This window comes from Promicromonospora sukumoe 327MFSha3.1, assembly GCF_000385135.1.
GTDB lineage: Bacteria > Actinomycetota > Actinomycetes > Actinomycetales > Cellulomonadaceae > Promicromonospora > Promicromonospora sukumoe_B.
In genome coordinates, this window is sequence record NZ_ARQM01000003.1 from 101,617 (window position 1) to 115,065 (window position 13,449).

Annotated in this window: 11 protein-coding genes; 3 read left to right on the plus strand and 8 right to left on the minus strand. The window is 73.1% G+C overall.

What is annotated here, in order from left to right:
• From H291_RS0102035 to H291_RS0102045, 3 genes are read right to left on the minus strand one after another with little or no spacing between them, the layout of a single operon-like run.
• Positions 1–918 carry a type II secretion system F family protein gene (locus tag H291_RS0102035; protein WP_020013311.1) on the minus strand — a complete coding sequence of 306 codons (918 nt, stop codon included), beginning with the start codon at positions 916–918 and terminating at the stop codon, positions 1–3.
• Positions 915–1,772 carry a type II secretion system F family protein gene (locus tag H291_RS0102040; RefSeq protein WP_026365301.1) on the minus strand — a complete coding sequence of 286 codons (858 nt, stop codon included), beginning with the start codon at positions 1,770–1,772 and terminating at the stop codon, positions 915–917. The genes H291_RS0102035 and H291_RS0102040 overlap by 4 nt, the downstream gene beginning before the upstream one ends.
• Positions 1,772–3,172: a CpaF family protein gene (locus H291_RS0102045; protein WP_020013313.1), complete on the minus strand. Its 1,401-nt coding sequence runs from the start codon at positions 3,170–3,172 to the stop codon at positions 1,772–1,774. Before H291_RS0102045 ends, H291_RS0102040 begins: the two co-directional genes overlap by 1 nt.
• Before the next feature lie 179 nt (positions 3,173–3,351).
• Between H291_RS0102045 and H291_RS0102050 the strand changes: the two genes are divergently transcribed.
• A complete protein-coding gene (locus H291_RS0102050) occupies positions 3,352–4,614 on the plus strand; it encodes a pyridoxal phosphate-dependent aminotransferase (protein WP_020013314.1) in 1,263 nt (420 codons plus the stop codon).
• A 6-nt stretch (positions 4,615–4,620) separates the two neighbouring features.
• Here the strand turns inward: H291_RS0102050 and H291_RS0102055 are convergent, their stop codons facing one another.
• Positions 4,621–5,238 carry a LysE/ArgO family amino acid transporter gene (locus H291_RS0102055; RefSeq protein WP_020013315.1) on the minus strand — a complete coding sequence of 206 codons (618 nt, stop codon included), beginning with the start codon at positions 5,236–5,238 and terminating at the stop codon, positions 4,621–4,623.
• Between the two features lie 90 nt (positions 5,239–5,328).
• Between H291_RS0102055 and H291_RS0102060 the strand changes: the two genes are divergently transcribed.
• Positions 5,329–6,249: a LysR family transcriptional regulator ArgP gene (locus tag H291_RS0102060; RefSeq protein WP_020013316.1), complete on the plus strand. Its 921-nt coding sequence runs from the start codon at positions 5,329–5,331 to the stop codon at positions 6,247–6,249.
• Positions 6,250–6,346: 97 nt separating this feature from the next.
• Positions 6,347–6,952, plus strand: coding sequence for a LysE/ArgO family amino acid transporter (locus tag H291_RS0102065; RefSeq protein ID WP_026365302.1), 606 nt, complete (start codon positions 6,347–6,349; stop codon positions 6,950–6,952).
• Between the two features lie 50 nt (positions 6,953–7,002).
• Here H291_RS0102065 and H291_RS0102070 read toward each other — a convergent pair whose 3' ends face one another.
• The 4 genes from H291_RS0102070 to H291_RS0102085 all read right to left on the minus strand — a co-directional run bounded on the left by H291_RS0102070 (position 7,003) and on the right by H291_RS0102085 (position 13,421).
• Positions 7,003–8,331 carry an LCP family protein gene (locus H291_RS0102070; protein WP_026365303.1) on the minus strand — a complete coding sequence of 443 codons (1,329 nt, stop codon included), beginning with the start codon at positions 8,329–8,331 and terminating at the stop codon, positions 7,003–7,005.
• Positions 8,332–8,522: 191 nt separating this feature from the next.
• Complete coding sequence (locus H291_RS0102075; protein ID WP_020013318.1) at positions 8,523–9,773, minus strand: LCP family protein; 1,251 nt, start codon at positions 9,771–9,773, stop codon at positions 8,523–8,525.
• Positions 9,774–9,826: 53 nt separating this feature from the next.
• A complete protein-coding gene (locus H291_RS0102080) occupies positions 9,827–12,076 on the minus strand; it encodes an esterase-like activity of phytase family protein (RefSeq protein WP_020013319.1) in 2,250 nt (749 codons plus the stop codon).
• Positions 12,077–12,164: 88 nt separating this feature from the next.
• The gene (locus tag H291_RS0102085) at positions 12,165–13,421 is read right to left on the minus strand and encodes a multidrug effflux MFS transporter (RefSeq protein ID WP_232215958.1); all 1,257 of its coding nucleotides are present in this window, start codon (positions 13,419–13,421) and stop codon (positions 12,165–12,167) included.
• Between the last annotated feature and the right edge of the window lie 28 nt (positions 13,422–13,449).

Here is a 13,449-nt window from a genome sequence, read left to right on the forward strand (position 1 = left end):
TCAGAGCCCGATCCGGAGCGTGGCCAGGCTGGGGAACACGGCGAAGACGACGGTGACCGGCAGGACCAGAAAGACGACCGGCACCATCATCAGGATCTCCTTGCGGCCGCCCGCCTCCAGGAGGGCGCGACGGCCGGCCTCGCGGACGTCGCGGGCCTGCGCGCGCAGCACGTCCGCCAGCGGGGTTCCGCGCTCGAGCGCGACCACGACGCCCTCGGCGAACCGCGACAGCGGCGGCAGCCCGGACCGGTCGGCGAGCGCCGTGAGGGCAGCGGTCACGGGAGCGCCCGCGCGCACCTCGGCGACCATGCGGCGGATCTCGCCCGCCAGCTCGCCGCGGGCCGTGGACGCCACGCGTTCGAGCGCGGCGGGCGGGCTCTCCCCCGCGGCCACGGCCAGGGCGAGCAGCTCCGCGATGGTCGGCAGCTCGGCGAGGAGGCGTTCCTCGCGCCGTCGGACCCGGAGCGTGAGGGCCTGGTCGCACGCGACGTAGCCGCAACCGCCCGTGACCACCACGAGCGCGACCAGGGGGACGACGGACGCCCCACGGGTCGCGGCGAGGAGCAGGGCGAGGCCGAGCCCGACCGCGAGCCCCGCGACCGTCCATACGACCTGGCGGGCGCGGAAGTGGTCGACGGTCTCGGCGGAGCCGGCCCGGTCGAGCCGGCGGTGGGTCTCCTCCCGGGGCGCGCCGAACCGTTCGAGGCGCGCGCCGACGTCGTGCAGTCCGAGCAGCCGGACCACCGCCGACGTGCGGCTGGCCTCCCGCAGCAGGGTCGAGGTCGCGTCACGCGGGCGCAGGTAGGGCGCGAGCCGTTCGTCGAGGCTGATCGCGCGCGCCCGCAGGCGGGCGAGCACGATCAGCACCCCGAGCGCCACGCCGAGGCCCGCGAGCGCCCCCGCGGCCCAGCCCGTCACCGCAGCACCCGGCGCTCGGCGGGCAGCCGCCCGATCCGGAGCATCAGCCGGTAGGCCAGCAGTGCGCAGAGGCCCCCGCCGACGAGCACCGTGATCCCCGCGGGCGAGTCGTAGGCGGCCGCCGTCCCCGGGCGGGTGGACAGCAGGGCGAGGACGACCCAGGGCCCGGCGACCGCGACCCGGGCCCCGTTGACGGTCCAGCTCTGCCGGGCCTCGAGCTCGCCGCGCGTCGCGGCGTCCTCCCGGAGGAAGCCGCTGAGGGTGCGCAGCAGCCGGCCCAGGTCCTGGCCGCCGACCTCACGGGTCAGGCGCAGGGCCTCGACGATGCGGTCGGCCACCGGGTCGGCGAGGCGCTCCTTGAGCGCGTCGAGGGCGTCGCCGAACCGGCCGCCGGCCCGGTAGTCCTGGGCGAAGCGGCCGAACGGCTCGCGCAGCTCGACGGGGCCGCGGTGAGCAAGCTGGGCCACGGCCTCGGGCAGGGACAGCCCGGCGCGGACGCCGGAGGCGAGGTGGTCGACCACCTCGGGCCACACCTCCCGCAGCGCCCGTCGACGGTGCCGGGCACGGGCGCGGACCAGCACCACGGGGCCGGGAGCGGCGAGCGCGGCGAAGCACACGGCGATGGCGGGCGACCTGGTGACGGCGAGCGCCACGAGCAGGGTGACGACGCCGAGCGCCACGCACGAGCCGACGAGCATCGCGGGGGTCACGGAGGGTGCACCGGCCTGGGTGAGCAGGTCGCGGGTGCGCATCTGCCAGGTCACCCGGCCGGTGGGGCGCGGCGTCGGGGTCCAGCAGGACCACCAGACGCTGAACAGGCCCGCGCCGAGGAGCAGGCCGACGACGACGCCCATCAGCGGGTCGCCCAGGGGCTCGCGGCTGCCCGCGCGCCGGCGCGACCGCCCACCGCCGCACGGGCGCCCACGCCCGTTCCGGCGGCCCCGGCCCACGGGCCGGCGGCGGAGCCGCGCGGGGCACCGGTTCCCGGCCCTGCCTCCGGAGGCATCGCCCGCCGGTCGGCGAGCAGCGCCCGGACGTCGAACCCGGCGCGCTCGAACCGGTCCTCGCCGGGCGGCATGCCGTCGCCACGACGCAGGTCACCGTCGGCGTCCCGGTCGAAGATCCCGGCGGTCTCGATGCGGCCCTCCTCGACCCGTCCGGTCACCGCGACGATCTCGCGGACCTGGCGGCGCACCACGCCGTCCGCCGCCCGGGTCAGGCCGAGGTGCACCACGAGGTCCACCGCGGAGGCGACGGTGGGCACCACGAACCGGTCGGACACGTTCTCGCCCGCCAGGAGCGGGAGCGTGGTCATCTTCGCGACCGCCTCGCGCGCGGTGTTGGCGTGCAGGGTGCACATGCCGGGCACACCGCTGTTCAGTGCGATGAGCAGGTCGAACGCCTCGGCCTCCCGCACCTCGCCGATGACCAGCCGGTCCGGGCGCATGCGCAGGGCCTCCTTGACCAGGCGCCGCAGCGGCACCTCGCCCGAGCCCTCGAGGTTGGCCGGACGGGTCTGCAGCGCGACGTGGTCGCGGACCGGCAGGCGCAGCTCCCAGACCTCCTCGGCCGAGATGACGCGCTCGGAACCGGGGATCGACCCCGCCAGGGCGTTGAGCATCGTGGTCTTGCCCGCCTGGGTCTGGCCCGAGACGAGCACGTTGAGCCCGGACCGCACGGCGGCGTCGAGGAACGTCGCGGCCTGGGCCGTGAGCGAGCCGAGCCGCACCATGTCCGCCAGCGAGCGGGCCCGCACCACGTGCTTGCGGATGTTCACGGCCCACGCGGAGCGCGTGATGTCGGGAATCACGACGTGGAGGCGCTCCCCGCCGGGCAGCCGGGCGTCCACGAAGGGGCTCGACAGGTCGAGCCGGCGTCCCGACGTCTTGAGCATCCGCTCCACGAGGTCGCGCACCTGCTCGTCGGTCAGCACCGTGCTGGTCAGCTCGGACACCCCGCGCCGCGCGACGTACACGTGGGTCGGCGCGTTGAGCCAGACCTCCTCGATCTCCGGGTCGTCGAGGTACGGCTGCAACGGGCCGAACCCGCCCACCGCGTCGGTGACGGCGCGGGCCGCGGCGTCCGGGTCCTCCAGCGGCGGCACCACGCCGACGCTCGCCCGGGTCGCGTAGTCACCCACCGCGTCCGTCACCAGGGTCGACAACCCCTCCCGATCACCGATCGGGTCCAGACCCCTGCGCCGCACCAGCTCGCGGACCTCGTGCTCGAGGATCCGCGCCCCCTCTTCGCCCATGACCGGCAACGCTAGATCCAAACGTTCATCTCCGCAGGGCACCCTGTGGATAACTTTCCCCAGGAGGCCGAGTTATCCACCAAATCCACAGGCTTGTCCACAAAGGTGCAGGTAAAGCGGGTTGTGCGGGATGTCGGAGATGAACCCACGGTGGACGGGCGGTGGCTATCGTCTAGCCCATGAACGCCCTTCATTCACCTGGCCGCGACTCGTCCGACCGGGGCCAGGACCGCTGGCAGGCCACCGCGAGCGCCGCCGGTCTGCTGGCCGAGGACGGCAGCGTGGCCGTCACGATCTTCGCCGAGATGTCCGCGCTGGCGGTCCGCACCGGCGCGATCAACCTCGGCCAGGGCTTCCCCGACGTCGACGGCCCGGAGTACGTCAAGCAGGCGGCGATCAAGGCGATCGAGGCGGGCCGGAACCAGTACGCGCCCGGCGACGGCGTGCCGGAACTGCGCCACGCCGTGGCCGAGCACCAGAAGCGGCACTACGGCCTGGACGTCGACCCCGACACCGAGGTGCTGGTCACCACGGGCGCCACCGAGGCGCTGACGGCGTCGGTCCTGGCGCTGACCCGGCCCGGCGACGAGGTACTCACGCTGGAGCCGTTCTACGACTCGCACGCGGCCGCGATCGGCATGTCGGGCGCCACGCACGTCACCGTCCCCCTCGTCCCGGGGCCGGACGGGTTCCGGCTCGACGTCGAGGCCCTGCGCGCGGCGGCCACCGGCCGGCTGCGGATGATCCTGCTCAACTCGCCGCACAACCCGACCGGGACGGTGCTCACGCGGGACGAGCTGGCCGCCGTCGCCGCGGTCGCCCGGGAGCACGACGCGATCGTGGTGACGGACGAGGTCTACGAGCACCTCACGTTCGGCGCGGAGCACGTCCCGGTCGCGACGCTGCCCGGGATGGCCGAGCGGACGCTGACCATCTCGTCGTCGGGCAAGACGTTCTCGTTCACCGGCTGGAAGGTGGGCTGGCTGCACGGCCCGGCCGACCTGGTCACGGCGGTGCGGACCGTCAAGCAGTACCTGACGTACACGTCGGGCGCGCCGTTCCAGCCGGCCATCGCGCAGGCCCTGGCCGACGACGACACGCCCCGCGCGCTGGCCGCGTCCCTGGCCGAGCGCCGCGACCTCCTGTGCGCGGGCCTGGAGACCGCGGGCTTCACGGTCACCCAGCCGGCGGGCACGTACTTCGTGATGGCGGACGCGTCGGCCGTGCTGGCCCGGCTCGGCCTGCGCGACGGCGTCGAGCTGTGCCGCAAGCTCCCGGAGCTGGCGGGCGTGGTGGCCATCCCGGCGTCGGCGTTCTGCCGCCCGGGCTCCCCGACGGCACAGTCCCTGGCGAACCACGTGAGATTTACATTTGTGAAGAGCGAGAGTGTCCTGCGCGACGCCGCGACCCGCCTCGCGGGCCTCGGCGTCCCGCTGAGCTAGCCGCCCTCAGCCCACCAGCAGCGAGATCGCGACGGCCAGCATGATCAGCGCGATCACGCCGTCGAGCACGCGCCAGGCGTTCGGGCGCCGGAGCACGGGGGCGAGCAGCCGTGCGCCGTACCCGAGGGCGGCGAACCACGCGACGCTGGACACCATCGCACCGGCGGTGAACCACCACCGCGTGTCGCCGTAGGTGGCCGCGACCGAGCCCTGCAGCACCACAGTGTCGAGGTACACGTGCGGGTTGAGCCAGGTCAGGGCGAGCGCCGTCAGCACCACGGGCTTGAGGCGGCGTCCGGGGCGGTCGCCCAGGGCGCCGTCCTCGGCCGCGGCGAGCGTCGTGTCGCCCTTGATCGCGCGCCACGCGGCCATGGCCCCGTAGGCGATGACGACGGCGGCGCCGAGCCAGCGCACGACGACGACGGCGTCGGGCCAGCGCTCCACGAGCGGCCCGAACCCGGCGGCCCCCGCCGCGTAGAGAGCGACGTCGGAGGCCGCGCAGACCGCCGCCACGACGCCCACGTGCTCGCGGCGCAGCCCCTGGCGCAGCACGAACGCGTTCTGGGCTCCGATGGCGACGATGAGCGAGAGGCCGAATCCGAGTCCGGCGAGCAGGGCGAGCATGTCGTCAACGCTAGGCAGCGCACCGCCTGAAGACCAGTTCATGTTTCTCACGCGGCTTAAGCAGAACTGATGGTGCGCCACACTGGTGCCATGCGATGGGACTCCCGCCAGCTCGAGGCGCTGGCCGCCGTGGTCGCCGAGGGCTCGTTCGACGCCGCGGCCCGCGCCCTGCACGTGACGCCGTCCGCGGTGAGCCAGCGCATCCGCGCGCTGGAGAACGCGGCCGGCAGCGTGCTGGTCCGGCGCGCCCGCCCCGTGGTCGCGACGCCGTCGGGCCAGGCGCTGCTGCGCCTCGCCCGGCAGACCGAGCTGCTCGGGGCGGAGGTCGCCGTCGAGCTCGGGGCCCAGGACGCCCCGGTGGAGGACGAGGAGAGCGGCGCGCCCGCCCGCCTCGTCACCGTGCCGCTGGCGGTGAGCGCCGACTCGCTGGCCACCTGGGTGCTGCCCGCCCTCGCCCAGGTCGAGGGCGTCACGTTCGACCTGCACCGCGCCGACGACAGCCGCACGGCCGACCTGCTGCGCGAGGGCGTGGTCATGGCGGCGGTCACGTCGCAGACCGCGCAGGTGCAGGGCTGCCGCAGCACCCCGCTCGGGATCATGCGCTACCGCCCGGCGTGCACGCGCGCCTTCGCGGAACGCTGGTTCCCCGACGGCCCGACGCCGGACGCGCTCGCCGCCGCGCCCGTCGTCGTCTTCGACCGGACCGACGACCTGCAGGACGTGTACCTGCGCGCCCGCGCGCCGCACGCCCGTCCGCCGCGGTACCACGTGCCGAGCACCGTCGAGTACGAGGACACCATCCGCCTCGGCCTGGGCTGGGGCATGCTCCTGGAGCAGCCCGCGATCGGCGGCCTGGAGGCCGGCACGGGCGGCGGCATCACGCTGGTGGAGCCCGGCTATGTCCTGGACGTCCCGCTCCACCTGCAGCAGTGGAAGCTGCGGTCCGCGGTGCTCGACCGGGTCACGGCAGCGCTGCGAAAAGAAGCAACACGCAGGCTGCTCCCGGCGTGAAATATGGACGTACCCCCATCATTAACCCCGTAACAGTCCTTCCGCACTTCCGAATCATGAACCGGACATCCTCTGTCCGACTTCCTACGGTTCAGGAATGCTCTCAGCGCTTGCCGGGATGGCCTTCGGCCTCTCGCTCATCGTCGCCGTCGGTGCGCAGAACATCTTCGTCCTCCGCCAGGGCCTGCGCAGAGAGCACGTGGGTCTGGTCGCCGGCATCTGCGCCGTCAGCGACTTCGTGCTCATCTCGCTGGGGGTCGGCGGGCTCGGCTCCCTGATCCAGAGCGCGCCCATGGTGGTCGAGATCGCACGGTGGGCGGGCGCCGTCGTCGTGCTGGTCTACGGGGGCATGGCCGCCCGCCGCGCCTGGCGAGGCCAGCAGGTGGTCATGGGGCGGCACAGCATGACCACGCGGACGGTGGGCGCCGCCGTCGCCACCACCCTCGCCCTGACCTGGCTGAACCCCCACGTCTACCTCGACACCGTGGTGCTCGTGGGCGGGCTCGCGGCGACGCACGGCGACGACCGCTGGTGGTTCGGGCTCGGCGCCTGCCTCGCCAGCACCGCCTGGTTCGTCGCCCTGGGCTACGGCGCGCGCTACCTGGCGCCGCTGCTGGAGAGGCCCGGCGCCTGGCGCGTGCTGGACAGCGTGGTCGCGGTCACGATGGTGGTCGTGGCGGCCACGCTCGTCCTCGGCAGCTGATCCACGCGTCAGACGTACAGGTCACCCGGGTGACCTGTACGTCTGACACGTCAGGCGCAGACGCCGTCGAGCAGCACCTCGGGGCTCGGGCTGGGCTTCGGCTCGCTGCCGCCCTCGCTCCCGCCGGTCTCGGCGTCCTCGGCGCCCTCGGTGCCCTCCGAGCCTCCGGCGTCGCCGGAGCCGGAGTCGCCCGTGTCGGTCTCGCCCGTCCCGGAGTCGTCACCCGTGTCGCCTCCGGAGTCGCCACCCGTGTCGCCCCCGGCGTCGCCGGAACCCTCCTCGGCCGCGCCGCTCCCGCTCGGCGAGGCGGACGGCTCCGGCTCGTCCAGGACGACGTCCGCGGGCGGCTCGTCGGCCGCGACCCGCGCGAAGATCTCCGCGGCCTCCGGACCCCAGCCGAGCCCGCCCACGCCACCCTCCTCGGTGTCGTAGACCGGGATCTTCGTCATGATGATGTTGCGCTTCTCGACCTCGCGCAGCGACCACGCCAGGCCGGCCACGCTGCCCGGGTTGGCGATCGCCGGGTCGGCGCTCAGGGAGCCGAGGGCGGCGTTGATCAGGCGGAACGTCTTGGTCGGGTCCGCGAGCGTCTCGGCGGACAGGATCTGCCGGAACGTCGCGTTCATGAACGCCTGCTGACGCTCGATGCGGGTCAGGTCGCTGCCCATCTCGAGCCCCATGCCGGTGCCCTTGCGCACGCGCAGGAACTGGATGGCCGTCTTGCCGTCGAGCCGGTTCTCACCCGCGGGCAGGTCGATGCGCGCCGACCTCGGGTCACCGTGCAGCGCCTCCGGGAGGCACATCTTCACGCCGCCGATCGCGTCGACGACGTCGATCACGCCGTTCATCTTGACGACGGCGTGGTTGGTGATCGTCACACCCGTGATCGCGTTGACCGTGTTGATGGTGCACGCGGCGGCGTACTTCATGTCCGTGCCGCCGGAGCCGACGGTGAACGAGGCGTTGAACTTGTCCCGGTACGGCTGCGACTGGCTGCCGTCGGGCAGCTTGCAGGACGGGATGTCGACGAACGTGTCGCGGGGCAGCGAGACGATCTCCATCCACTGCCGGTCCGCGGAGATGTGCACCAGCATCGTGGTGTCCGAGCGCATGCCCGAGACGGTGCCGCCGATCTCGGCGTTGGAACCGTCGCGGATGTCCGTGCCCATGAGGAGCAGGTTGACGGCCTGGTCCTTGAACGGGTCGGACGGGTCCTTCGGCTCGACGACCTCGGTCACCAGGCCGTCGAGGTCCTGGACCTCGATCTGCGAGATCGCGTTGTGGTACGCCGTCGCGGCCGCCGCGGAACCGAACGCCATCGCACCCACCACGCTCATGGTGACCGTGCGGACCACGAACTTCTTCCGCCAGCTGCGCACGTGCCGGGGCTGGCGCTCGCCCGTGCGCGCATGTCGGGGAACCCCGGGAATTATCTCGCCGACAGGTCGCACTGCCGTCCAGAAGTCACTCGCCACGCATCGGAGAGTAGGGCCTCATTGCGACAATCGTGTAACTAAGTCGAGCCGTTCCCAGGTTGCGTCCAGGCGACGCCAGGGGTCAGCGGCCCGGATCAGTCCGCGCAGACCCCCGGCAGCAGCGACGGCGAGGGCGAGGGGCTGGGGCTGCCCGACGGCGTCGCACCGCCGTCGTCGCCGGCCGATCCCGAGCCGGTGGCGCCGTCCGAGGCGCCGTCGGACGAACCGCCCGTGGAGTCCGTGGAGGGCTTGCCGGACGACCCGGAGCCCGGGGCGGGGGTCTCGTGCCCCGGCGGCGGCTCGTCGGCGGCGAGGCGCTCCCAGATCGCCGTGGCGTCCGCCGTCCAGACCACCCGGTTGGGGTCGGTCGGGGCGGCCACCACGGGCAGCTCGGTGAACACGATCTCGGACGGGTCGATGTCGCGGATGCTGAACGCCAGGCCCGCGAGCGCCGCGGGGTCGGCCAGGCCGGGGTCGGCCGAGATGGCGCGCAGCACGGCCTCGATGGTGCGGTACAGGCGCGGCGAGTTGGTCACGACGTTCTGGTCCAGGATCTGCCGCACGAGGGCGTCGACGAACGCCTGCTGCCGGTCGATCCGGGTGAGGTCGCTGCCCTGCTCCAGGCCCAGGCCGGTGCCGTGCCGGGCGCGCAGGAAGCCGATCGCCTGGCGGCCGTCGAGGGTCTGCTCGCCGGCGGGGAGCTCGAACCGGCCGTACGCCGGGTTCTGGACGAGCGGCTCGGGCAGGCACATGCGCACGCCGCCGAGTGCCTCGACGACCTCGACCACGCCGTCCATCTTGACGACCATGTGGTTGGTGATCGGTACGCCGGTGAGCGTCTGCACGGTCGAGATGGTGCAGGCCGCGGCGTAGGTGAGGTCCTCGGCCGCGCCGCCGCCTATCGTGAACGCGCTGTTGAACATGCCGTAGGTGGCCCCGGACTCGGAGCCGTCGGGCAGCTTGCACGCCGGGATGTCGACCAGCGAGTCGCGCGGGATCGACACCACCTCGATGCGGGACCGGTCGCCGGAGACGTGCACCAGCATCGTGGTGTCCGACCGCATGCCGCCGTCGCCCGCACCGGCGATCTCGGTGTTCTCGCCGCCGCGCAGGTCGGTGCCGAGCACGAGGATGTTGAGGCTGCGTCCGGTGAACGGGTCGTCGGGGTCCGCGGACGGCGTCGGACCCTTGACGAGACCCGAGACGTCGCTGACGCCGATCTGCTGCTTCAGGTCGAGATAGGCGGCGGTGCCGCCCGCGGCGACGAGGACGAGCGCGCCGACGACGATGAGCGCCGCGACGCGGGCGGCGCGATGACTTTGCTGGTGACGGAGGTGCCGGGGCACATACGGAGCATAAGCATGTACCCCGGCACGGGGCCTGTTAAGTCACCCGGGGTTCACCTGACCGCGGCGGCACCGAGGTCCGGGTTGTCCGAGAAGAACCCGTCCAGACCGGCGTCCAGGAAAACCCGGATCTCGCCGACGAGGTCGCCGATCCCGTTCGGGTCGGCCGACGAGCGGAACTCGGCAGGCAGGAACTGGTTCTCCCGGCGGAAGGTCCAGGTGTGCACCTCGAGGCCCGCGCGGTGGGCGTCGCGGATCACGCTGGTCGGCTCGGCGAGCGTGCCGTCGGCCTTGCGCGGGATCAGGACGTTCTTCTCGGCGCCGATCCCGTCGGCGTACCGGGCGATCTCGCGCAGGCCCTGCCGGGTGACGAGGTCCGCGTAGGTGCGCGGGTCGCCGGCGGCCACCAGGTCGTAGGGCGCGCCGCTGCTGCTGACGAGCTGGCCGAGGGGCACGTCGGTGAGCTCGTCGAGCTCCTTCAGGTTGCCGACCTCGAAGGACTGCACGATCACCGGGGCGTCCCGGCGGTCGAACCCGTTGCGGCGCAGCTCGGCCACCAGCGGCTCCTCCAGGGACAGGCCCACGGAGTCGAAGTAGGTGGGGTGCTTGGTCTCGGGATAGACGCCGACCGGCGCGCCGTCGCAGGTGCGGCTGTTGCGGGCCAGGTCGAGCACCTCGTCGAGCGTCGGGACCAGGTAGAGGCCGTCGAACGCCGTGTTCTGGGGCCGGACCTGGGGCAGCCGCTCCTTGGCGCGCAGGGTGCGCAGCTCGGCGAGCGTGAAGTCCTCGGTGAACCAGCCGGTGATCCGGGTGCCGTCGATGGTCTTGGTGGTGCGGCGGCCGGCGAACTCGGCGTGCGCGGCGACGTCCGTGGTGCCGCTGATCTCGTTCTCGTGCCGGGCGACCAGCACGCCGTCCTTGGTGGAGACCACGTCGGGCTCGATGTAGTCGGCGCACTGGTTGATGGCGGTCTCGTAGGCGGCGAGCGTGTGCTCGGGCCGGTAGCCGGAGGCCCCGCGGTGCCCGACGACGGTGACGCCGTCGTCCGCGACGCGCTTCCTCTTGAGGTCGACCAGCGCCATCTCGGTGTCGTCCGGGGTGCCGGTGACCCGCGCGTCGTTGCCGGGGTAGTTGTTGTCGTTGCCGATCAGGAGCGTGTCCTGGTCGACGAACAGGACGGTCTCGAAGGACTGCACGGGCAGGGCGAACGTCTCGCCGAGGCCGTAGCCCTCCCCCGCGTCGATGCCGCGCGGGTTGTCGATGCGCAGCGCGTCCACGACGAGCTCCTTGCGCACGAACCCGTCGCGGTCCTTGGTGCCCAGGTCGATCTCGTACACGCGCTTGGTGACCGACTGGTCGCCCTCGAAGTCGTCGCGCTCGATGAGCAGCATCGAGTCGCGGCCGGTGGCGAAGGCGTCGCCGATGACGTTCGCCGTCTGGTCGGTCTGGTACGCCCAGCGCTTGCCGGTGTACTCGCCCTTGCGGGTGTCGAACTGGTAGATCCAGCGGCGGCGCGGGTCGGTGTCGTTCGCCAGGGCGCCCTCGACCACCGGGTAGAGGTAGCGGCCGACGCCGGCCATGGCCTCGAAGCCGCGGCTGCTACCCACGTTGGGCGTCTCGCCGGGCTCCAGGTACGGGTTGCCGGGCGACTTGCCGTCGGGGAAGGCGTAGGGCGCCTCCAGCAGCGTGCCGTCGGCGGCGAAGTGCAGCAGGAACGGGCCGAACTCCTCGCCCACCCAGAACGTGCCGTCGGCCGCGCGGACCAGGGACTCGATGTCGAAGTCGGCGCCCGTGAGCAGCCGGTCGGCGGTGTCCTCGTTGACGATGTCGAAGTCGAGCACGTGGTCGCGGTCGTTGTACTCGATGAAGTCGAGCACCTCGATCTCGCCGGAGCCCGAGCCGCGCCGGTTCGTGTCCCACTGCGGGCGCACCAGGTAGTTGCGGAGCAGGAAGTCGGCGGAGTTGCCCTTGGCGCCGAAGCCGTTGTCGGGCTGGGCCCAGAAGGTGCCGTCGTGGTTGTCGACCATCGCGGAGAAGCCGGGGATCACCTGGCCGTCCCAGGGGCCCTGCCGGCCGTTGCCCGGGCTGGCCGCGGCGCCTGACGGCGGCCCGTCCGCGAGGTAGTCGGCCGACAGGGTGGCGCGGCCGGCGAGGGTCACGGTGAGGTGGGTCCCGCCGTGGTGGTGCTCGGTGGCGGGTCCGGGCCGGGGCCCGGCGACGGCGACGGCCGCCGGCAGCAGCAACGATGCCGCCGCCGCGGCGGCCACCACGCGCGCGGCGCGGGTACGCAGGGGTGTGCTCATGCGGCCGAGCCAAGTGGGCCCACCCCACATCCCGGTGAACCTGGCGCTACCTCTTGGTGAACTCTCCCGGCGACCTCCCGGGCGACGCTCAGACCGGCATGTGCCAGCCGCCGCGCCGGAACGCCGGGGTGGCGATCGCCAGGACGCCGATCGCCAGCACCACCGCCGCGAGCATCACCAGGGCCATGGCCGCGGCGTCACCGCCCAGGAACCCGCCGAGCGAGCTCACCGAGCCGGCGATCAGGGACTGGACGGCGCCGATCATCGCCGCCGCGGTGCCGGCGATCTCGCCGTGCCGGGACAGCGCCAGCGCGGACGCGTTGGCCGGGACGAGCCCCTGGAACGCGAGCACGCACCACAGGGCGACCAACAGGCCGATCAGCCCGCCCGCCCCGGTCAGGACCACCACGAGCAGCACGACGACGAGGATCGCCTGGGCGACCACCCCGAACCGGAGCAGCCGGACCGGGGCGACCTTGCGCACGAGTGCCGCGTTGACCTGGGCCGACAGGACGAGCCCCACGCCGTTGACGGCGAACAGCAGGGCGAACTGCGCCTCGCTCAGCCCGTACTCCTGCTGGAAGATGATGGGCGAGCCCACCACGTAGCTCATCAGCACGCCGAAGCCCAGGCCCGGGATCACCGCGAGGGCCATGAAGTGGCGGTCCCGGAGCAGCTTGCCGTAGCCGCCGACGACGGTGCGGACGCCGCCGGTGAGCCGCTTGACCGGCGGGTGGGTCTCGGGCATCACCCGGAGCACCACGAGGGCCAGCGCGGCGCCCATCACGGCCAGCACCACGAACACCCAGCGCCACGGGCCGTGCGCCAGCACGAAGGTGCCCAGCGTGGGCGCGAACATCGGCGCCACTCCGATCACCAGCATGAGGCGGGACAGGATGCGCGCGGCCTCGGCGCCGACGAAACGGTCGCGCACGATGGCGACCGAGGCCACGCCGGCCGCGGCGTTGAAGAAGCCCTGGGCGAGGCGAAGGCCGATCAGCAGCGGCATGCTCGTGACCACGGCGCACAGCAGCGAGATGACGACGTGCAGCGCGAGGCCGACCAGCAGCGGGGTGCGACGGCCGAAGCGGTCCGAGAGCGGGCCGATGACGAGCTGGCCCACGCCGCCGCCGATCAGCATGCAGGACACCGTGAGCTGGGCCAGCGCCTCGGTGGAGCCGAGGTCCAGGGCGACCTGCGGCAGGGCCGGCAGGTACATGTCGACGGTGAAGGCGGGCAGGGCCGAGAGGGCCCCGAGCATGAGGACCCACTTGACGGTGGACCGGGAGGACGCTCGGCGCGCGGGCATGACTGGGGAGACGCCCGACGGCGCAGAGGTTGGCATGGGCCCGATGCTATCGAATCGATACGAC

Bases quoted from the DNA above. Each gene is read 5' to 3' on its own strand.
- H291_RS0102040 (WP_026365301.1), bottom strand. From the start codon at position 1,772: ATGGGCGTCGTCGTCGGCCTGCTCCTCGGCGCGGGCCTGTTCAGCGTC.
- H291_RS0102045 (WP_020013313.1), bottom strand. From the start codon at position 3,172: ATGGGCGAAGAGGGGGCGCGGATCCTCGAGCACGAGGTCCGCGAGCTG.
- H291_RS0102050 (WP_020013314.1), top strand. From the start codon at position 3,352: ATGAACGCCCTTCATTCACCTGGCCGCGACTCGTCCGACCGGGGCCAG.
- H291_RS0102055 (WP_020013315.1), bottom strand. From the start codon at position 5,238: ATGCTCGCCCTGCTCGCCGGACTCGGATTCGGCCTCTCGCTCATCGTC.
- H291_RS0102060 (WP_020013316.1), top strand. From the start codon at position 5,329: ATGCGATGGGACTCCCGCCAGCTCGAGGCGCTGGCCGCCGTGGTCGCC.
- H291_RS0102065 (WP_026365302.1), top strand. From the start codon at position 6,347: ATGCTCTCAGCGCTTGCCGGGATGGCCTTCGGCCTCTCGCTCATCGTC.
- H291_RS0102080 (WP_020013319.1), bottom strand. From the start codon at position 12,076: ATGAGCACACCCCTGCGTACCCGCGCCGCGCGCGTGGTGGCCGCCGCG.
- H291_RS0102085 (WP_232215958.1), bottom strand. From the start codon at position 13,421: ATGCCAACCTCTGCGCCGTCGGGCGTCTCCCCAGTCATGCCCGCGCGC.